This window comes from Limosilactobacillus sp., assembly GCF_041859915.1.
Lineage (GTDB): Bacteria > Bacillota > Bacilli > Lactobacillales > Lactobacillaceae > Limosilactobacillus.
Map to the genome: position 1 here is coordinate 15,090 of NZ_JBFLGB010000010.1, position 21,394 is coordinate 36,483.

A 21,394-nucleotide genomic window follows, 5' to 3' on the forward strand; every position below is an offset into this window, starting at 1 on the left:
TAAAAGTGTAATCTTAAAAATTGATGGAGTGATTTTTATCATTAAGAAGAAAAAGATAATTTCAAAAGCCCTGTTAGCGACCTTAGGAGCTGCCGGAGCATTAGCCGCAGCAACTACTGCTAATGCCGACACCCAGGTTCAGGTTCATGCGGGAGATACCGTTTGGAACTATGCCCAAGAATACCGAACAACGGTTAATGCTATTGCCCAACGTAATCATCTAGTTAACCCAAATGCTATCCAAGTCGGCCAAATGTTAATCATCCCCGATTCGGCTACTAGTGCTACCAGCCAAGCACAGGCCGTCAGTACAACCGCCCCAGGTCAAACGGCCACTAGTGCGACGGTAGCTAAGACTATTAGTCCAGTCAATCCTTTAAGCACTACAACTCAACGTAATTCTCAAACTAGTGACTTTACTGGGTTAACCAACACTACCATTCTTAGCAACGCCGCTAACCAACAAGACTCTAGCAATCCAACTACTGCCTCCACTGAGCAAAATACCCAACCAGGTAGCTTAAGTGCAAGCAACCTAGCAAGTTCTACTGCTAGTCAACAAAATTCGCAGGCTAGTCAAGCCATTGTGCAAAGTGCTGGTCAAAGTGCCCAAGTAGGTACGACTAGTCAAAGCAGCGAATCTAACCAGGTTACTACTAATCTTCAAGCACAAGCCCAACTTGCCGCTACGACTAACTATACTCCGGCCAGTGGTACACCAACCACCTATGCAGCTAATTCAGCTGCCGCTAACCAGGCCATGAGCAACTACACTATCAATTACGGAACCGTCCAAGAACAAACAGCTGCCACTTATAATAATCAGGCATTGACCAATAGCAGCCAAACTACTAGCACCACTCAAACTACCGCCACGACTGCTGAGTCAGCTACTAGCGCTAGCCAAACAACTGCTACTACTCAGAATACATCTAGCGCGGTAGCCACGGCTAGGTCAATGATTGGCGTTCCATATGTTTGGGGCGGCAACACGCTGAGTGGCTTTGACTGTTCTGGACTAGTTCAATACGCCTACAATCTGGGGCCCAACTACCGAACTACTTACCAGCAAACCAACCTGGGGCAGCACAAGTACGATGTTGAAAATGCCCAGAGTGGTGACCTCTACTTCTGGGGAACCGAGAGTGCTCCTTACCACGTCGCAATTGCTGAAGGTAATGGTAATTACATTCAAGCCCCGACCCCTGGTCAAAACGTTCAGGAAGGTAATATTCAATACTACCGACCGAACTACTACATCAGTATGGGTCAATAAAAGATTAAAATTTAATAATAAAAATAATTGACAGCTCTTTAAGCCTTGGTTATACTAAAATTAATTAAAACTTAAGGAGCAATTAGTATGAATTTCCAATCTCACAACGTGAATAATCGTTGGCAAAGCCGGTAAGCAGGTTGTTTCGGTATAGATGCAACCTGTCGACAGATTGCATCTGTGCCGGCTGAGATTGTGATTTCATTCAGTCCGCATGGATCCACATGCGGGCTTTTTATTTGACTTGCCAAAGCGAGAGTCCCGCATATGTGGACGCTCGCTTTTTGTTTTAGAAAGGTGTGAACAGTTAGATGAAACGTATGTATACCCTAATTGCCATTCTCCTGGTCTTTTTAGGATTTGCCTACTTCAAGGAAAATGGAGGACTGGTTAAACAACGAACACCACGAATTGGGGTACTAACCCTGATGCATCATCCGGCTCTTGACCAGATTTACAAGGGCTACGTCGACGAATTAGCTCAGGAAGGTTACCATAACGGCAAAAACATTAAGATTGAATATCAGAATGCTAATGGCGACCAGAGTAACTTAAAGACGATGGCTTCTAAATTAGTTGACGATAATTCAACCGTCATCTTTGGCATCACTACCCCGGCAGCCCAAGCCGTTGCTAACTCAACCTCAAGGACACCAATTGTCCTGGGCGCAGTTACTGATCCGCGGGGCGCTGGCCTAGTCAAAAACAACCATCATCCTGGTGGCAACATCACTGGGGTCTCTGACCAGGCACCAATCAAAGAACAGCTCGGCCTTATTAAACAATTCATGCCCCACCTCAAAACACTAGGCGTTATTTATACTTCTAGTGATGCTTCAGCTGTCGCCGGTTACCATCAAATTGTTCGTGAGTGTAAGCAACAGGGCATTAGCCTCAAAGCTTACTCGATTGCTAACAGCAACGACCTTAACCAGGTTTCTGAACAAATGCTCAGTCAAGTTGACGCCGTAATTGTTCCAACCGATAACACGATTGCTGGAGCAATGCAAACCCTCGTTAAGAACGCTAACGCTGCTAAAAAGCCGGTCTTTCCGGCAGCGGGTACAATGGTCAAACAAGGAGGCGTCGCTACCTACAGTGTCAACCAATATGATCTTGGTATCCGGGGTGCCAAGATGACCGTCGCTGTTCTTAAAGGAAAGAAGCCTGGCAACATGCCAATCGAGTTTGTTCATCACGGTGAACCCGTCCTCAACTTGAAACAAGCTCATAAGTTAGGACTAAAAGTGCCACATCATTTTGAACAGGAAGCACAACATGAAGGAGTGATTTATAAATGAATCTCATCGTTTCCTCAATCGGTCAAGGACTACTCTGGGCTCTCCTTGGTCTCGGCCTCTATCTGACCTTTAGAATTCTCGACTTTTGTGATATGACCGTTGAAGGGACCTTCCCACTAGGAGCAGCCACCGCAGTCACCGCCATCACCAATGGAGCTAGTCCTTTAATGGCGACCTTCCTGGCCATCATTACCGGAATGGTTGCTGGACTGATCACCGGTTTGCTTTATACCAAGGGTAAGATTCCAAGTCTTCTTGCCGGAATCTTGACGATGACCGCTATCTATTCGGTTAATCTCCGCATCATGGGCAAGTCCAACATTTCTTTACTTGGTAAACCCACTCTCTTTAATGGAGCATTGCGTAACTTGCCTCAATATTTTGACAGTGTAGTCTTGGGGTTGATCGTCATTGCCATCATTACAACCTTAATGGTCCTCTTCCTCGCAACTGACTATGGTCAGGCATTTATTGCCACTGGTGATAATCCAACAATGGCCAAGTCACTCGGTATTCATACCGATAAGATGGTGATCGTTGGATTAATGGTTTCTAACGGTATGGTGGGCCTTTGTGGAGCACTAATCGCTCAGAATAATGGCTATGCAGATGTCAACATGGGAATTGGGACCATTGTCATCGCCCTGGCTTCTATCATTATCGGCGAAGTAGCTTTCGGCGAATTAACACTCAACCAACGACTAGTAGCCGTTACCCTTGGCAGTATTATTTACCGAATCATCCTATTAGCGGTTCTTCAACTGGGATTCTCCGCCAACGACCTCAACCTTATTTCTTCCGTTGTCTTAGCAATCTGTATGATGGTTCCACAATTCGAAAAGCACCTCAATATTCGCAAACCAATTCTGAAGGGAGTGCGGCCACATGAGTAATCAGCCTCTTTTAGAACTTAAAAATGTACAAACTATCGTAAACAAAGGCACTAGTAATGAAACGATGATTCTGAAGGGAATCAACTTGAAAATCAACGATGGCGACTTTATCACCATCGTTGGTACTAACGGTGCCGGAAAATCAACCCTCTTTAACGTGATCGGGGGCAATTTGCGAGCTGACAATGGCCAAATTCTCCATAATGGCCAAGACATTACCAGGTCCAGCGAAGAAGATCGAACCACTTTCCTTTCGCGAGTTTTTCAGGATCCTAAGTTAGGTACCGCCCCACGAATGACGGTAGCGGAAAACATGCTACTTGCCACTAAGCGCGGTGAACACCGGCACTTGGTCCTGCGTAAGCTCAAACAAAACATGGCCCGGTTTACACAATTAGCTGCCACGATGAACAATGGTCTAGAAGACCGAATGAACACAGCCACCGGTGCTCTTTCCGGTGGTCAACGACAAGCACTTAGCTTCCTAATGGCTACCCTCAAGCGTCCAGATATTTTGCTCCTAGACGAACACACCGCCGCCTTAGATCCCCACACTAGTCGCAACTTACTTCACGCCACTAATGAACGAATCACTCAAGATCATTTAACGGCCCTCATGATTACCCACCACCTCGAGGACGCCTTGACTTATGGCAATCGTTTGCTTGTACTCAAAAATGGACAAATTAAAGCAGACTTCAGTGGCAAAGAAAAACAACAACTGACCGTTAAAAAGCTCTACCAATATTTTGAAAATTAACTTTAAACGGGTATGCAGCCAACACAAACTGCATACCCGTTAGTTATTGTTCGTTTTTTATGCTGATTGCCACTTGCCTAAGCGCCGTAAATTCATCCGGAAACCACGGGCAGCCCAGGCAACCCAGTGACTGATCCATTGTTTACCCATGCTCAATGGTCGTGAAATTACTTCGTCATAATTATCTAAATACAAGTTGCCATACTTATCGAGATGGCCGAAGGGGTGCTGATTAATCTTAAAATCATATACGGTTTCACCATCTTCCTCCGGGTCAACTTCAACATCATCTGCTTGCATAATTTGCAATAAGTCCTTATCAGTCATTACACCGTCCCCTTTTTTTCATCATTAATTTCATTATAATCCGTTGAAGTATTTTCGTTAAATCATGCTATCAGCGGTGCACTTATGGCATAATTTTGTATAAATTTATTAACTACAAAGCATACAAAAAAGGGAGTGTCGCTGCACTCCCCTTTTTTAGTCAATGTTTCATTTACCATTCATAATCCGTTGGATCTTGTAATCCCCGACCAGTTGCCTTATCGAGTAAAATCCGTTGCTCAAAGTGGGCGACATTCCGCTTCGTTGCCTTAACCATGTCAGGGTTAACAGAAACATAGTCAATGCCACTCTGGATCAGAAAGTTAGTAAATTCTGGGTATTCAGATGGTGCTTGTCCACAAATGGAAACGGTTCGACCATCCTTGTGAGCCGCCTTAATCAGGTGACGGATAGCCCGTTTAACAGCCAAGTTCCGTTCATCGAAGAGGTGAGCTACCGTATCATTGTTCCGGTCACAACCTAGAATTAGCATTGCCAAGTCATTAGAACCGATTGAGTAACCATCAACAAACTGGTTGAATTGATCAGCCAAGATAATGTTGGATGGGATTTCGGCCATCATGTAAACCTTAAAGTCAGCACCCCGAACTAGCCCTTGTTCACGCATGATCGTTGTAACCTTTCGAGCTTCATCAACAGTCCGAACAAATGGAATCATAACGTTTAAGTTCTTAAGGCCAAATTCATCACGAACCTTCTTAACAGCGGCTAATTCCAGTTTAAAGGCTTCAACATACTTCGGGTCATAGTAACGAGAAGCACCCCGCCAGCCAAGCAGATCAGCTGGTTCGTGTGGCTCATACTTTTCGCCACCCTTTAACTTACGATATTCGCTGGACTTAAAGTCGGATAACCGCAGGATTACTGGTCGTGGTGCCATTGCCCGAGCAACCTTGCTTACCCCATCAGCCAGCATATTAACAACCTTTTCAGGATGTCCTTGTTCAATCAGGTAAAGTGGGTGTTCGTGAATATAAGTAGTCCACAGGAATTCTTCCCGCATCAGGCCGATCCCATCAGCTGGTAAGCTAGAATATTTATCTGCCAACTCCGGGTCACCAAGGTTCATCATAACTCGAGTAGCAGTCGGTGGGAATGTCTCGGCAGCTACCACTTGACCACTAGCCGTAGCTGTGTTGGTAGTTGGTTTCTTCAACAATGATTCAACCTTACCTTCATAAACCACACCGTTTTTGGCATCAATTGTTACCACATCACCGTTATGGAAAACATCGGTAGCGGCTTTGCCCCGACTCTTAGTACCAACGATACATGGGATTTCCATTTCCCGGGAAACAATGGCTGCGTGGCAGGTCATCCCACCATTGTTAGTAATAATACCAGCAGCCTTCTTCATTGCAGGAACCCAGTCTGGTGAGGTCATTAGGGTAACCAGGACTTCACCACTCTTAAATTCGTCGATGTCCTTTGGGCTATCAATAACGTGCACAACACCGCTTGCTACGCCGGGACTAGCTGGTAATCCACGAACTGCAACCTTAGCATCATTTTCGGCAACCACGTTATCATCCTCCGTTGATTTATTCTGCTTTTCCTTATTACGCCGAGACCAAACTGTTTCTGGACGAGCCTGAACAAGCCAAAGCTTATTAGTGTTGGCATCTAAGGCAAACTCCATATCCATGTAGCAGCCATAGTGTTGTTCGATCTGCTTGACATAACCGGCTAATTCAAGCACCTGATCATCAGTTAGTACTGGTTTATCAGCCAATTCGGCAGGCACTGGTTGTTCTTTCGTGCCGCCTTCTGGTAACCGTACCAGTTCAACTGGCTTAGTAGTGATGTTCTTTTCAACGATCTTCATTGATTGCTTATCAACAACAAAGTGGTCTGGGGTAACCTTCCCTAAAACAATGTATTCACCAAGGCCATAAATGGTATCGATCACAATCTTGGTATCATCACCATTGGTAACATCAACAGAGAACATGATTCCGGAAGCCTTTGAGAAGACCATCATTTGAACGGCAGCTGACAGAGCGACCTTTTCATATGGGAAGTGTTGTTTGTGACGATAATAAGTTGCCCGATCCGTAAAGAGTGAAGCGTAACATTGTTGAACCCGGTTAACAACGTCATCGGCACCATGAATATTTAAGTAAGATTCCTGCTGTCCGGCAAAGGAAGCGTTCGGCAGGTCCTCAGCCGTTGCTGAAGAACGAATAGCTACGAACGGATCATCCTGTCCCATCCGCTTAGCAAGTTCAGCATAGGCTTGCTTAATGTCAGCAGCCAGGTCTTCTGGCATCTGCGCACTAGTGATCAAGTCACGAATCTTGGTACAGGTAGCATGCAACTCGTCAGAATCTTCGTAATCCTTCAATTGATCAAGCAAAGCATTTACTTTCTTGTTTAACCCCGTTGCATCCATAAAGTAACGGTAAGCATGCGCCGTTGTAGCAAAGCCGTAAGGTACCGGCACATTCATCGATGAAGTCATCTCACCCAGTGAAGAAGACTTCCCACCGACCAAGTTAACATCTTGGCGGTGAAGTTCATCAAACCATAAAACATTAGCAACATCGCGATTACTCATAATAAGCAGCCTCCTTAGGCTAGTTTGTGAAAGCGATTACAACTACGATTTCATTGTACTCCTTTGTTTACCAAAGAAGGTCGTTAAAAATGAGCTTTTGTCTTTTAAAACAACAGATTAAGCATAATATTCAAAATAAAAACACTCATGGGCTATTTGAGTACCCCATGAGCATCATTCTAGTACTTATTTATTTTCGGCTAATTTCCGATCAAAATAGTGTGCCAACTTGACTTCCGGATAAAAACCGGTCACTTTTTCTTTCGCTTGACCATCACGAAAAAGCACCAAGCTAGGAATACTCATTACCTGGTAACGTTGTGCGATTTCCTGGTGACCATCAACGTTAAACTTTACAAATTTAATTTGCCCCCGATAACGTTGTTCTAACTTATCCATGATTGGCTCCATCATCTTACAGGGACCACACCAAGGTGCCCAGAAGTCAACAACCGTTAATGGACCAGTCGTTACTTGGTCAAAATTTTCTGCTTTTGCTTCGATTGCCATAAATTAATATTCACCCTTTACTTTGTTTTACGACGGACGAGATGGACAACGATTGTCAAAACGAAAACCAGCAAAATAAAAATACCAAAAATACTTGACGGAATTTCAATATCAATCGCTGGAATTGTCAAGAAAAGTTTGATTGCAATAATAAAAATCAAGAAGTAGGCCATTGGCTCCAATTCTGGAATCCTACGCATCAATCGCATAATCACTTCAGCTACCCCCCGCATGCAAGCAATTCCAATCATTCCACCAATCAGGACGATTACCGGATTAGAAGAAATTGCAAGCGAAGCCAGGACAGAGTCGACAGAAAAAATAATGTCCATCAATTCAATTTGTGCAACCACCGACCAGAATCGCTTCCGACCGGTCAAGCCAGCTGCCCTGTTGCGTACTTGACGCGTTTGAGCATGACCAAAAAATTTATTTTTAAAGAATCGATATACTAGATAGATAAGGTAAGCAGCACCAATTACCTTAATTTCCCAAAAATTAATCAGGTAAGTTCCTAAACCAATAATCAAGAACCGAAACAAGTAGGAACCCCAAATTCCATAAAATAATGATTCTTCTTGCTCCTTTAGTGTCGGTAGTACCCTCGTTTGTGCCGCCAGTACGACAGCATTATCGACCGACAACAGACATTCAATCATCACCAATGAAAAAATGATCAGCCAATCCTGACCCGAAGTGATGACGTTTTCCCAGTTACGTAGATCAAAAAAAGGTCCATATAACTCTTCTAAAAGTGACAATTAGTGTCCCCCTTCATTTAATTTTTATCTACCTAACTCAACCCATATTTTACCAGATATCGTTGAAAATATGAGGGAAGAGAAGCAGTAATTTTAATTTTCTTAAAAGAAAAAGGCAAGACTAATTGTTGGGTCACCCCATGAAGAAGCATTTTTTCAGGTGAAGTGGGGTTATAAATTGGATCACCAACAATCGGGTGACCACTATAAGCAAGGTGGACACGTAATTGGTGGGTTCGACCCGTTCCTAAACGCAGGTGAACCAAAGAACGATTGGCATTGCTGGCCACACTCTTGTAGTAAGTTCGGGCTGGCTGAGCATCCAGGCCATTTACTGCCCGCCACCGGTGATCATGAGGATTACGACCAAGTGGCCAGTTCCATTCACCATGACCATTCAGTCGTCCTTCCACTACTGCTAGGTACTCCCGATGGATTTGCCCTTCAGCAATTAACCGATCTAGTACCGGCACTACCACTGGATTCTTAGCAACAATCAATGCCCCACTGGTTTGCCGATCAAGGCGGTGCACCATGTAGGCACCATCCCCGGTCCCCGCTAAGTAACCAGCAACATCATTCATGACCGTTCCGGTTTCCCCAGCTTGGTTAGGATGACTCTTCTGGCCCCGTGGTTTATTGATAACTAAAAGGTCACGATTTTCGTACAGAACTAGTAGTCGGGGGTGACGAGTAGGCACATATTGATTAGCTCCCGGTGTGCGAAATTCATCCCCATTAAAGAAAAGTCCCACCTGGTCACCCGGGTGAACATCAACATTCACCGACTGGTAATGACCATTAACTAAGACATGGTGTCGAAGGCGAAGGTAGTGAATCAAGCGATTCGGCAATAGCCATTGGTAATGGAGCAAATGGCGCAGTGAAATTACCGGTTGGTCAGTAGTTAATTTTTCATTTAATTGCCACCGAACACTAGCCACTATTTTACCTCCCGAACGGTTAAGCGATCCGGTACGTGATAGGCCTTAGGTTGGGTCCAATCAAGCATATCATCGGTCAACTGTAATTTAGTGATATCGCCCCGGTGATAGGACTGAAAATAGTAACTTCGGCTTTCGGCCACCGTCACGGCTCGGTAAACGGAATAAGTTCGTTGATGACGACTATTTTGTGGCACAGTGACACTATCGAGCAGGTGCCATTCACTTGTTAACCCCGTGACTTCATCGGTCGGCACGTCGGCACGTTCTTTGAGATAGGCGGCGCGAATAAAACGGGCGCCAGGAGAATAGTAACCAGGTGGATTAGTTTTACCAGATAAGTGCCCAGTCGTTACCCGGGGCGTATTTAATGGTACCTTCCCCGCCTTAAAAGCTGGAGTAAAGTTAACATAACGTTCCATCTGAGCTAACTGACGGTCAAAATCAGGACTATTAGTAACTACTCCCAGAGGATTCTCGATCACCCTTAATGGCGTTTGACTGGGCTCGACTACTACAATCCGGCCAGTTCGGTCTGCTAAGGCAAAATGTAATTCCGGTTTACCGTACTTGGTATCACTATTCTTTTCACTCATCAATTCCACTTCACCTAAGTGGTCAACCAAGTCTTGGACCGAGCGAAAATTGCCGAGTACCCAGAAGATGAATTCGTATGCAGCTAATTGAACTTTATCACTACGTCGCGCATCCTGGTAATGAGCACCATTATCAAAGGTCAGTTTCTGAGCCATCAGTCCCCACTCGTTGACCCCATCAGAAACGTCAATTCGAGTAGCACCGAGACTACCACCACCAACCAGAGCATACTTATTCTCGTACACGCGGTGATCAAAAGCCGTCGCCCATTTAAAATGCCGGGGAACAAAAAGTGGTGAAACCGCTAGAACAGGCCAATCCATTGTCCGTGCCAGCAAATGAGTATGATCTAAGGTGACTTGGTAAATGCTGGTACACATTTTCTTAACTACTCCTTCCTTGTCAAATTTAACTGCATCTATTTTAATTATTCCCTGGGAAATACGCTACTATTTTATCTTTTCCCACTCGAACAGTAACTTTACTTTTTTAGTCAAAAAGAGTTGAATAGTACATGTACACTTTTATTAATAAGGGGGATGAAGCCAATGTTAAGTGCCGAAGCAATCAACGACCGGAGCAAATGGATCAGCGTTTTCGAACCCCTTCCCCGTGAACGGGCTGCTCTAATTCAAAAATATGAAGTAACTAAAGAATTACTCGACTACGCAATTGACCCTTATGAAAAAGCCCGGGTTGAAATTGACCCTGACGCTGGCGTCACCCTGTTAATCTTCGATGTCTATGTACCTACCCATGCGGTGACAGCTCCACAGACCGCTCCAATTGGGATCATGTTAACAACTAATAATATCATCACCTTCACCAATGCTAAGACCAACTTTGTCAACGGAATTATTGCCAACCAATTACGAGCCCTCAAGCGTCGTGGCCCAATCACTGATAAGTTCAACTTGGTCTTCCCCATTCTTTACCGATTATCCACCAACTATTTTGGACCGTTACGACGAGTCGACGCACAACGTCAGCAAATTCAACGCAATATGCAACGCCGAACCGGTCGTAAGGCTATCAATGAGTTTATGGAAATTGAAACCGGCTTAGTTTATATTCTAACCTCACTTAAGGGCAACGTTTCCCTGCTCGAAGAATTTAAACGTCGTTTTACCGATAAAATGTCAACCCGACAAAATAATGATCTCGACGACGTTATCGTGGAAGCTCAGCAGGGGCTAGAGATGGCACAAATGACCTCTGATGTTTCCGAACGGGTTTCCAATGCCTATAGCAAAGTTATCGATAGTGACCTTAACCAGACAATGAAGTATCTTACTATTTACTCAATCGTGCTTTCAATTCCGACCATCGTTTCTGGTTTTTATGGTGAGAATGTTAAATTACCACTAGCTAATATGTCATATTCTTGGGTAATTACCCTGATTATTACCCTGATCCTAATGGTTGTTTCACTTATCTTTATCATCACCCGCAAATGGTGGAAATAATTAAACCAAGCGGAATTATTTAATCATTTTCAAAAAGGGACTAGTGAGAAGGATCCTTCTCACTAGTCCCTTTATAACGATTCTAAAAATGTCCTTTTACATCCTTATCCGAGAAAGAATGTGGATCCGGCATGAAGGAAATATCAACATCGATAATACCAAACTTTTTGCGCATTAATCGCTCAATTTCTTCTGATAGTTGATAGCTCTCTAAAACCGTCATTTTCCCGTTCACAATTAAGGTAGCATCTAATGAAACAACATTACCGTTGTAATGAGCTTTGAGTTCGACCACCTTATGAACGTGCTTGACATGCTGAATAGCATGGTAATATTGTTGCTCCGCCTTGGGGTCAAAATAATCAGCCAAATTTAAGCTAGTTTCAAAGAAAATTTTGAGGCCCGAATAGAGAATAAAGAAGCCAACAATAATACTGGTAGCCCCATCTAGCCAGGATAAGTGCAAAAGCAGAGCTCCAGCAATCGCTACCATTGTACCAATACTGGTAAAAGCATCACTAAGGCTATCCTGAGCAGAGGCTAATAGGGCAGCATTGGATAACTGATGACCAGTGCGGCGGTTCATAAACCAAACCACTAGCATAATAACTGAGGCAATCCCAGCCCCAATCAAGGCAACCGGGTCAGGAACTACCCGACTGGCCGGATTAAGCAGCGCTTTAATGCCATTGATGATGACTCCAAGGGCGATGGCGATCATCACCACGGCCGTAACTAGCGAAAAGACAGTTTCGTAGCGCCAACGAACAAATTGGATTCGCTGGTCACCGCCCAATCGTCGCTGGTACTTACTATCTGGTAATTTTACTCCCGCAATATCATCATCATGAATATCCTGGGCGATGTGGAGACCCATCATCAACAGAACCGTTGAAATGATCCCCGACAGATTATTGAAGGCGTCGGCACGAAGAGTTTGCGATTGGCTAATGGCCGCTAGCCAATATTCAATTACGGAAATGCTAAAGTAGGCCACCACGTTATAAACCAGGTGACGCTGGGCAGCCCGAATTTTAGTCAATTCGGCCGCCTGGTTGGATTCCCATTGTTGCATTTCACGAGTAACGTGTTTTTTGAATTTGCTCAAAATCACTACCTCTTACAAGAAATTGCAAAACTATTCTAACACCAATCGAAAAACGCAGCGCCATTGCTATGACGCTGCGTTCCATTTTTTATTACTAATTACTGATTACAGATTATCGCCACGTTCAAACTGGAACTTCGAATTCAACAGTGCCTGGTGAATTAAGCTACTCAGTAATTGATGAGTAGCGGCGGTAACGTGGGCAGCAGACTTCTTATTCTCTGCAGTCAGGTAATCAATCAGGCCTTGACCAGTTTTACCCTTAGAAGCAGCGGTAATCGCAGCAACCCGGCTCACACCGTAACTCTGGCATTGGTCTCGGTAATCGTTTACCTCGTTAATAAATTCATGGTAACGCGGCTCAACAACCACCTCTAATAGCTTGTGCATCCAGTAAGCACTCTTAGCTGGGTCAGCATCATTAGTGGCAACCTGGTAATTAGCCGGCGTATCATTGATATTCGTAAAGAATGGTACATAGGGACTGTAGCAATAAAAGCCAAAATCGATCCATTGAATTGCGGCGTATTCTGCTGGCACATCATTCCGAATTTGCAAGATGCAAGAGCTCTGGTTACGATCCAAGGCAATTGAACGGAACTTACGCTGTTCTTCTGGTGTCCCGGAAGCAAAGGTCCCCATCGGGTCATATGGCGTGCCATTGTAATGAGAAGATAAGAACTTTTCCACATCTTCTACGGCAATCTTCTTTTCAGCATGTTGGATGAACGGAATATTTTGACTTGTTGGTTCTTGTTTTAAGGATGGGGTAAATAATTTTTGACCATACCAGGAACGGGGCGTGTTGTAGTAGGCATCGGCTTCGTCCTGAGTGCCAAAGATGTTCCGGAAGTTAAAGGTTCCAGGATTAGGATTAAGGTGATTTTGAGTTACAAAATCCTGAATCCCACTTGCATACATATAATTATCGGGATCGTTAAAGTTAATTTCTTCAATGCACATAATGTTAGGAGCAATTGCATAGGCATCGTCAGGAATTCGTTGAGCAACCCATTGGTGACCGCCAGCAGTTTCCAGGTACCATACTTCATTATGGTCACTGAAGGCAATCCCGTTCGTTTCACCGGTTCCATACTTTTCAATCAGGTGGCCTAACCGTTGAACTCCTTCACGGGCGGTCTTAACAAATGGCAGGACTAAGTAGAGCATTGAGTCTTCATTTACACCATTTTTAACTAATGGATCGTGTCCCAACACCCGTGCATTAGTCATTTCGGTTTCGGTCGAACTCATGGCCACGTTATGTTCATTAATTCCTTGTTCATCCCATCGACCAATGTCAGGAACCCCATTAGGCGTTGCGGTAAATCGACACCCTTGTCCCTGCAAATCCACGGTTAGACCGTTGTACTTAGAAACATAGTGTTCCCCACTATAATCCTTAGCTGGGAAAACCTTGAACGTCTTTGGATTGACCCCATCTTCAGCATCTTCATCCCGAGCAATAATTGTCGAGCCATCAATGGTTGCATCCTTGCCGACCAGCATGGCCGTACAACTACTCATCTTTCTTTGCATATCACGTTCATCCTTTCCATGCAATTATCCAAATTAATCACTTTTTAATCATCATACCACTTTTTCTCATTTTATTACCACTGGATTAATTACTGAAAACGAACAATAGGTTTTTCTGCATATAATGATTAGGAAGAAAACGAACGAATCACTAAATTTAGCTTGTCCTGACTGATCTTTCATGTTAGGATGAAGCTACTTCACATTAATCAATAGCCTATATAATGTCGTAATACGGACGGCAGTTCCTACCCAAAGCCGTAAACTTTGGACTATAAGCGAATTGAACGAAAGCTCTTTTTGCTTTTTCCAGCAAAGAGAGCTTTTTATTTGGCTGTTGATCAAATTAATAATTTGGGAGGAAGATTTGTGAAACAACCTATAACCATAACCACTCATTCACGTCATTTTGACTTGGCGGACCATTGGAAAAACTTTATACTCGGCTTTCAGCACTTATTAGCCATGTACTCTGGGGACGTGTTAGTACCTCTATTGATCGGGCAGTATCTCCATTTTTCTACCCTGCAGATGACCTACTTGGTTTCAATCGATATTTTTATGTGCGGGGTGGCAACCCTGCTTCAGCTCAAGCGGACCCCATTAACTGGGATTGGTCTACCAGTAGTCCTCGGTTGTGCCGTTCAGGCCGTCGCCCCCTTGGAATCAATCGGGGGTAAGTTGGGAATTACCTATATGTATGGTGCCATTATCGCCGCCGGAATCTTCGTCTTTTTGATTGCCGGAATCTTTGCCAAATTGCGAAAATTCTTTCCACCCGTCGTTACCGGTTCACTAATCACCATTATTGGTTTCACCCTGGTTCCGGTCGGTTTCCAAGACCTCGGTGGTGGCTCTGCTACGGCCCACACCTTCGGTAATCCTTCTAACCTACTGATTGGTTTCTTAACAATCGTTATCATTCTACTCTTTAATGCCTTTGCTAAGGGTTTCATGAAATCAATTGCTATCCTGCTCGGAATCTTGCTAGCTTCTTTTATTGCCGGGGCAATGGGCTTTGTTTCTCTCAAGCCAGTCGGTGAAGCAGCCTGGTTCCACGCTCCGCAACTGTTCTTTTTCGGAGTGCCGCATTTTAATGTCAGTGCCATGGTCACCATGATGTTGGTCTCTTTGACAACAATGATTGAATCAACCGGGGTCTTCTTCGCCCTCAGTGACATCACCGGCCGTCAGTTAACCTCTCAAGACTTAAAACGAGGCTACCGGGCCGAAGGAATTGCCGCTGTCCTTGGTGGTCTCTTTAATACTTTCCCGTATTCAACCTTCTCCGAAAACGTTGGAGTACTCAAAATGTCAGGAGTGCGCAGTCGCCGTCCTGTTTACTATGCTGCCTTCCTGCTTTTAATCCTAGGCCTGTTACCAAAAGTTGGCGCCTTAGCAACGGTTATTCCAACCCCCGTCTTAGGTGGTGCCATGATTGTCATGTTTGGAATGGTCGGCGTTCAGGGAGTGCAGATCCTTCACAAGGTGGACTTTACTAATAATGCTAACCTATTAACCGCCTCCGTTTCGATTGGATTAGGACTAGGGGTTACCATGTACCCACATATTTTCCAGTACATGCCGACCGAAGTCCAGATTATTTTAGGAAACGGGATTGTTGTTACTAGCGTTACCGCTGTTCTATTAAACCTTCTTTTCAATCATCAATGGACACGTCAACCTAACTAAAATTCTCATGTTTTTTTAATAATAGTGTTGACTTTCTCATTTTGACACGCTATGATGTTTTCAGCAATTATCGTTTCAGTAGCTGCCTTGTTAGGGGTCAGAGAACCGGTGGTTAAGTGCGAACCGGTCAGGCAAGGTTAGTGAATTATCGCGAGAATATTCATATTGTTCGGCCAGAGTCAGTGCCGTTATCACCTGATATGAGGTGCGTGCTAAATCTTGTACGTAATTGGGTGGTACCGCGGTTTAATAATCGTCCCGTTGATTGGTTTCAACGGGACTTTTTTATTTGGTGAGTATTTACAATCTAAGTGCAACAGATTTTAAAAAATAAACCCATAGCGGGTAGAATATGTTTAACGACCAAATCAAACTATTCGAGGTAACCCGTTATGAGCTATATACATCTTACTATAAAAGAACGTGAAATGCTTATGTGTTTAAAGGCTAAAGGATTAACTATTCGTGCAATTGCCTTACACATGAAGCGTAGTCCAAGTACTATTTCTCGTGAATTAAAGCGTTGTTCTGGTAAATACTCTGCTAACACTTCTGAAAATGACTATCACGTAAAACGTCGTAATTGTCATAAACCATTATTGCTAGATAATCATCCACAATTACGTCGTAAAATTGTTCATTATATTTTAGATTTACATTGGTCTCCTGAACAAATCGCTGCGCGCTTTGCGAAAGAACATCGGTGGTGTGTTAGTTATAACACCATCTATCGTCATATTTACAAGCATAATTTAGGTGAACAGTATTCATCTCATGGTGACACCGGAATTAAACGACATTTAAGGCATAAGCATCACACCCGTCATCCTAAAAATACCAGGAGGCATCGGGAAGCCCAAACAGATTATATTTCAATTCATGAGCGTCCTAAATTCATCAATGAGCGTCAGCGCATTGGTGATTGGGAAATAGATACTGTAATGGGGAAAACAGGACACTCCGTTCTTTTAACAGTCGTTGATCGTCTTAGTCGATTAGTATTGATCAAAAAGATCAATCACAAAGAAACAACTGATGTCAATCAGGGCTTAATTGATCTCTTAGGGTCTATTCCTAAAGAATTTGTCCATTCATTGACTCCAGATCATGGGCGTGAATTTCTTGGCTTGAATGATATTCGAGAACGTTTAGGAGTAGCTATCTATTGGCCAGATCCATATTCACCAGAGGAAAGAGGAACCAATGAAAATACCAATGGCCTAATTAGGGAATACTTTCCTAAAATGACTAATATTGATGATTATACAGATAAGGACGTCAGTTTCTGCCAACATCAGCTGAACCGCCGTCCTCGAAAAGTGTTAAATTATGAAACCCCATATGAGGTATTTTTTGAGAAACCGTTGCACTTGGTTTGACAATTCGTCGGATTGAAAGGAGTATTTGCCTATGCCAGCTTGTGGTGGAAAGATTCGTTATTGCTGTGGTCAGTAGTCGGTTACTAATTACAACAAAGGAGTCGAGTTTTATGAAAAAAGTTAGTTTTGGTGAATCCATCACCATTTTAATTATCATGTTAATCATCCTAGGAACGGCCGTCATCCACTTTGGCCTTTCCCCACAGATTCCAGTGCTTTTCACGATTGCTTTACTGATCTTCTGGGCTAAATTCCGGGGCGCTTCCTGGAACGATGTCCACCAAGGAATTCGGGACGGCATCAGTACCGCGATCATTCCTATCTTTATTTTTATCTTGATTGGGGCCTTGATTGCCGTTTGGATCCAGGCCGGCATCATCCCATCCATCATGGTGGTCGGCTTCAAGTTAATCAGCAGTCGCTTCTTTGTCCCATCTACTTTTCTTGTCTGTTCATTAGTTGGATTATCAATCGGCAGTGGTTTCACCACCATTTCCACCATTGGGATCGCACTTTTTGGCATGGGAGTCGCAATGAATGCTAATCCTGCCCTAGTGGCCGGAGCCATCATCTCTGGAGCCGTTTTTGGTGATAAGATGTCACCGCTATCCGATTCCACTAACCTGGCTTCAGCCATTGCCGGCAGTGACCTCTTTGCCCATATCAAAAATATGATGTGGTCAACGATTCCTTCTTTCATTGTTTCCTTCATTCTCTTTTGGATTTTGGGTAACGTCAGTGGACAAGTGAGTGCCGCTAAGATTGCTCACACCACCACCATATTGCAAAGCCACTTTATCGTTAGCTGGTGGGCAATCCTACCGATTATCTTAATGTTTGTTTGTGCTTGGCGTCATATTCCGGCAATCCCGACACTTTTCATCAACATTATCGTCACGGTAATCATGATCTTTTGTCAAAAGCCTCATGAATCATTGAAATCTCTAACCAATTTGATTTCAAACGGTTTCGTTGCCCATACTGCGGATACGGGGGTTAATGCCCTCCTGTCCCGGGGCGGCATCACTAGCATGATGGGAACCGTTTCTTTGATCATCGTTACCCTCTCCCTTGGCGGAATTCTGATGCAGTTCCACGTGGTTCAGTCTGCCATGCGACCTCTGGTTAAGCGTCTACGCAAGCCAGGCCCGTTGGTTACTACCACGATTCTAGCCGGGATTGGCATTAACCTCTTCGTTGGTGAACAATACCTCTCCGTAATTCTACCCGGCAAGGCCTTCAAACCCGCCTTTCAACGGATGGGATTAGATTCACTGGCCCTTAGCCGAGTCCTGGAAGATGGTGGCAGTGTTATCAACTACTTAATCCCATGGGGGGTTGCCGGATCCTTTGCCGCCTCAACTCTGGGTGTACCAGTTTTGCACTTCCTGCCATTTGTTTTCTTTAGTCTTTTCTCACCGGTCTTTTCCATCTTAAGTGGTTTTACCGGCGTCGGCCTAAAATGGGCCCAAAAAGCTGGCCAAACAAAATAATGGTTAGATCGTTTTAATTAAAACGAATGTCACAGTTTACAAAAAGGCCTCCAGAGCTCTTCTAGTCTGAACTCTGGAAGCCTTTTTATTCATAAGGATATAGCAGCGAATTAAATCTGGAAAATCAGGCTTACCTAATAGGCCGCAATTCACTTATCATACTCTTTGATCTGCAAATCGTTATCAGTCAGCGTTGCGGTGGTCAAGCTACCATTCTTGGGCCGAACCGTAACATCATACTTACCGCCACCAAAACGCTCTACTAGGCTAAGCAAAGTATTGCCATGGCTAACCCATAACACGTTAGCATTATCCGCTAAACCAGCATGCCGGATTAAGTTCAAGCCCTTATCTAACCGCGTCCAGTATTCCTGGTTATTTTCAGCATCATGAAACGGGTCGGCATCTTTTAACCAGTCCTTTGCTTGACCAATTGAGTATTTAGTAACGATATCATGAAAGTTTTTCAGTCCATGGGGTGCACCGGCATTATACCAAGCTAAGTCCATGTTTGTGCCTTCATAGGATCCATAGAATTCTTCCCGAAAATATGGTGAAGTGACCGGCTGCTTAACCGAGTTAGCCGCATTAAGGTCGAGAACCGTCTGAATAGTGTCTATTGCCCGTGTTGTGTCACTACAAAAAGCAGCATCAAAATGAATATTCTTCAACCGTTTACCGACATCCTGGGCATTCTGCTCTCCCTTCTTTGTCAACGGGGAATTGCTCCATCCTTGTAGTTTATTGTAAATATTAAAATAGGTCTGACCGTGTCGCACCAGGTACAAGTTTAACTTTGTCATCTTCATCCCTCCACTTAGTTATTTACTCCTATTGTACCGCTTTCATTGTTAAATTTTAACCAACTTTGTTCCGCCTATCACAAATTATTCACATCTTGTCCGTAGACTAATCAGCATAGAAGAAATTGAAATGACATTAAAGGGCACAAATGGGCCCAACCAGGATTATAGCCATTAACGGTAAAGCCTACTGAAGACAGAAAAATTGCGAATTCTCTATCGCCATAATAAGATCATGCTGGCTTCCTTTAAAGATATTTTTTAAGCGAGAATCTGAATTCCGATCAATCGTCAATTAAAACATCTTTTTCATTATGATTAACTCGCAATTCCAGTAATCGTTTTGGAAAAGAATTAAATTTTCACAATGATTAATTGAAAAATAATGTTTCTCGTTAATCTGTGATAAAATACTTTTGATTTGCTATTTTCTGTATAGCAGGTTAAAAACAAACATTTTGATTGCGAGGAACATTCCTAATGAAAAAATTAAGCAAATTTGTGGATACTAGGATTGGTTTTTTCATCCTCCTAGTTGTCCTTTTTTGGTTTAAGACCCTGTTTGCTTACTTTACCGATTTTAAATTAGGGGCTGAGGGAATCTTCCAATACCTAATTTTATTCTTCAACCCCCTAGCAACCACGGCTTTTATTTATAGTCTGGCTTTCTACTTCAAGCGGGCGCGCTTCTTTTATCCCGTTATCATGGGACTGGATATTGCCAACACCCTCCTACTCTATCTAAACGTTATCTATTATCGGGAATTTACCGACTTTATGACAATTGCTACCATGACCGGTTATTCCAAAGTTAACCAGGGCCTAAGTGGAAGTTCATTAGCCCTAACGAATTTCCATGATGTTTTCTACTGGCTTGATATTGTTATCATCCTGTTGTTAATGCTCTTTCGAAGGATTCACTTTGATCCCCGGGCAATTGGTAGTCGCCTTGCCTTTGCTTTTACTTCACTATCGCTAGTCCTCTTTGGGGTTAACCTTGCCTTTGGCGAAATGGATCGTCCCCAACTACTAGGGCGAACCTTCGACCGTACTTATATTGTTAAATATTTGGGGATCGATGCTTTTACTGGTTACGACCTCGTTAAATCCCAACACATCAACGATATGCGGCAAAGTGCCACCAAGTCGGAATTGAATAAAGTTAAAAAATTCACCGACCACCATTACGCCAAAGCTAATCCCCAAATGTATGGAATTGCCAAGGGGCGCAACGTGATCGTTATCCATTTGGAAAGCTTTCAACAATTCCTCATTGATAAAAAAATCAATGGGCAAGAAGTTACGCCTTTCCTTAACTCGCTTTACCATAGCCACGAGACATATGCCTTTGATAATTTCTTTCACCAGGTTGGCCAAGGGAAGACATCCGATGCCGAGAATATGCTAGAAACATCAACCTTTGGCCTACCTCAGGGTTCCCTTTTTGCTACCCTTGGCTCTGACAACACCTTTCAAGGTGCCCCAGCAATTCTTAATCAGCGGGCCGGCTATACCAGTGCCGTCTTTCACGGTAACGTTGCCAGTTTTTGGAATCGCAACAACGTTTATAAGAACCTGGGCTACAACTACTTTTTTGATGGCGATTTCTATTCGCATGACAACAACACCAATACCGATTACGGCATCAAGGACAAATTGATGTTTGCCGAGTCGACGAAGTACATGGAGCACTTGCAGCAACCGTTTTACGCGAAGATCATCACCACCTCAAACCATTATCCCTTCTATATTAGTGATACAGATACTGATTTTCCGGACGCTGGTACCAGCGACCCTTACATCAACGGTTATTTCCGCACGGCCCACTACCTCGACGCTTCGCTGCGTGAGTTCTTCAACTATCTCAAAACATCCGGCCTGGAAAAGAATTCGCTCGTGATGCTCTACGGCGATCATTATGGCATCTCAAACGATCGCAATACGACCCTCGCCCCTCTTTTGGGCAA

The 21,394-nt window shown here is 43.7% G+C and carries 18 protein-coding genes and 1 riboswitch; of the genes, 9 read left to right on the forward strand and 9 right to left on the reverse strand.

From position 1 onward, the window contains the following. Positions 1-28: 28 nt before the first annotated feature. From ACEYV4_RS02815 to ACEYV4_RS02830, 4 genes are all read left to right on the forward strand, one after another. A complete protein-coding gene (locus tag ACEYV4_RS02815; protein WP_373841922.1) occupies positions 29-1,276 on the forward strand; it encodes an NlpC/P60 family protein in 1,248 nt (415 codons plus the stop codon). 311 nt (positions 1,277-1,587) lie between these two features. Beyond that, a complete protein-coding gene (gene trpX / locus ACEYV4_RS02820) occupies positions 1,588-2,577 on the forward strand; it encodes a tryptophan ABC transporter substrate-binding protein (protein ID WP_373841923.1) in 990 nt (329 codons plus the stop codon). Then, entirely contained in the window at positions 2,574-3,470 is an 897-nt protein-coding gene (locus ACEYV4_RS02825; RefSeq protein ID WP_373841924.1) for an ABC transporter permease, read from the forward strand. The genes trpX and ACEYV4_RS02825 overlap by 4 nt, the downstream gene beginning before the upstream one ends. Next, positions 3,463-4,230: an ABC transporter ATP-binding protein gene (locus ACEYV4_RS02830; protein WP_373841925.1), complete on the forward strand. Its 768-nt coding sequence runs from the start codon at positions 3,463-3,465 to the stop codon at positions 4,228-4,230. The genes ACEYV4_RS02825 and ACEYV4_RS02830 overlap by 8 nt, the downstream gene beginning before the upstream one ends. A 57-nt stretch (positions 4,231-4,287) precedes the next feature. Here the strand turns inward: ACEYV4_RS02830 and ACEYV4_RS02835 are convergent, their stop codons facing one another. From ACEYV4_RS02835 to ACEYV4_RS02860, 6 genes are all read right to left on the reverse strand, one after another. Next, positions 4,288-4,557, reverse strand: coding sequence for a hypothetical protein (locus ACEYV4_RS02835; RefSeq protein ID WP_373841926.1), 270 nt, complete (start codon positions 4,555-4,557; stop codon positions 4,288-4,290). 172 nt (positions 4,558-4,729) lie between these two features. Next, a complete protein-coding gene (gene ppsA / locus ACEYV4_RS02840) occupies positions 4,730-7,135 on the reverse strand; it encodes a phosphoenolpyruvate synthase (RefSeq protein WP_373841927.1) in 2,406 nt (801 codons plus the stop codon). Between the two features lie 186 nt (positions 7,136-7,321). Continuing rightward, positions 7,322-7,645, reverse strand: a complete 324-nt coding sequence (trxA, locus tag ACEYV4_RS02845) for a thioredoxin (RefSeq protein WP_373841928.1) — start codon at positions 7,643-7,645, stop codon at positions 7,322-7,324. Between the two features lie 17 nt (positions 7,646-7,662). Then, positions 7,663-8,406 carry a TerC family protein gene (locus ACEYV4_RS02850; protein WP_373841929.1) on the reverse strand — a complete coding sequence of 248 codons (744 nt, stop codon included), beginning with the start codon at positions 8,404-8,406 and terminating at the stop codon, positions 7,663-7,665. Between the two features lie 32 nt (positions 8,407-8,438). Then, positions 8,439-9,353: an RluA family pseudouridine synthase gene (locus ACEYV4_RS02855; RefSeq protein ID WP_373841939.1), complete on the reverse strand. Its 915-nt coding sequence runs from the start codon at positions 9,351-9,353 to the stop codon at positions 8,439-8,441. Next, positions 9,350-10,327: a choloylglycine hydrolase family protein gene (locus tag ACEYV4_RS02860; RefSeq protein ID WP_373841930.1), complete on the reverse strand. Its 978-nt coding sequence runs from the start codon at positions 10,325-10,327 to the stop codon at positions 9,350-9,352. Before ACEYV4_RS02860 ends, ACEYV4_RS02855 begins: the two co-directional genes overlap by 4 nt. Before the next feature lie 168 nt (positions 10,328-10,495). On the opposite strand from ACEYV4_RS02860, the gene ACEYV4_RS02865 reads away from it, so the two are divergent. After that, the gene (locus tag ACEYV4_RS02865; RefSeq protein WP_373841931.1) at positions 10,496-11,413 is read left to right on the forward strand and encodes a magnesium transporter CorA family protein; all 918 of its coding nucleotides are present in this window, start codon (positions 10,496-10,498) and stop codon (positions 11,411-11,413) included. 82 nt (positions 11,414-11,495) lie between these two features. Here ACEYV4_RS02865 and ACEYV4_RS02870 read toward each other — a convergent pair whose 3' ends face one another. Beyond that, entirely contained in the window at positions 11,496-12,521 is a 1,026-nt protein-coding gene (locus tag ACEYV4_RS02870; protein WP_373841932.1) for a cation diffusion facilitator family transporter, read from the reverse strand. Between the two features lie 105 nt (positions 12,522-12,626). Beyond that, a complete protein-coding gene (locus ACEYV4_RS02875; protein WP_373841933.1) occupies positions 12,627-14,060 on the reverse strand; it encodes a C69 family dipeptidase in 1,434 nt (477 codons plus the stop codon). Positions 14,061-14,257: 197 nt separating this feature from the next. Continuing rightward, positions 14,258-14,355: riboswitch (purine riboswitch) on the forward strand. Positions 14,356-14,429: 74 nt separating this feature from the next. On the opposite strand from ACEYV4_RS02875, the gene ACEYV4_RS02880 reads away from it, so the two are divergent. The 3 genes from ACEYV4_RS02880 (at position 14,430) to nhaC (ending at position 18,624) form a co-directional block, all read left to right on the forward strand. Then, entirely contained in the window at positions 14,430-15,752 is a 1,323-nt protein-coding gene (locus tag ACEYV4_RS02880) for a nucleobase:cation symporter-2 family protein (RefSeq protein WP_373841934.1), read from the forward strand. 392 nt (positions 15,753-16,144) lie between these two features. Next, a complete protein-coding gene (locus ACEYV4_RS02885) occupies positions 16,145-17,131 on the forward strand; it encodes an IS30 family transposase (RefSeq protein ID WP_373841935.1) in 987 nt (328 codons plus the stop codon). A gap of 110 nt (positions 17,132-17,241) precedes the next feature. Then, entirely contained in the window at positions 17,242-18,624 is a 1,383-nt protein-coding gene (nhaC, locus tag ACEYV4_RS02890; RefSeq protein ID WP_373841936.1) for a Na+/H+ antiporter NhaC, read from the forward strand. A gap of 149 nt (positions 18,625-18,773) precedes the next feature. Here the strand turns inward: nhaC and ACEYV4_RS02895 are convergent, their stop codons facing one another. After that, on the reverse strand, positions 18,774-19,427 hold the full coding sequence (locus ACEYV4_RS02895; protein WP_373841937.1) for a histidine phosphatase family protein: 654 nt from the start codon (positions 19,425-19,427) through the stop codon (positions 18,774-18,776). A gap of 480 nt (positions 19,428-19,907) precedes the next feature. On the opposite strand from ACEYV4_RS02895, the gene ACEYV4_RS02900 reads away from it, so the two are divergent. After that, a partial coding sequence (locus tag ACEYV4_RS02900; RefSeq protein ID WP_373841938.1) for an LTA synthase family protein occupies positions 19,908-21,394 on the forward strand: 1,487 nt, incomplete at its 3' end.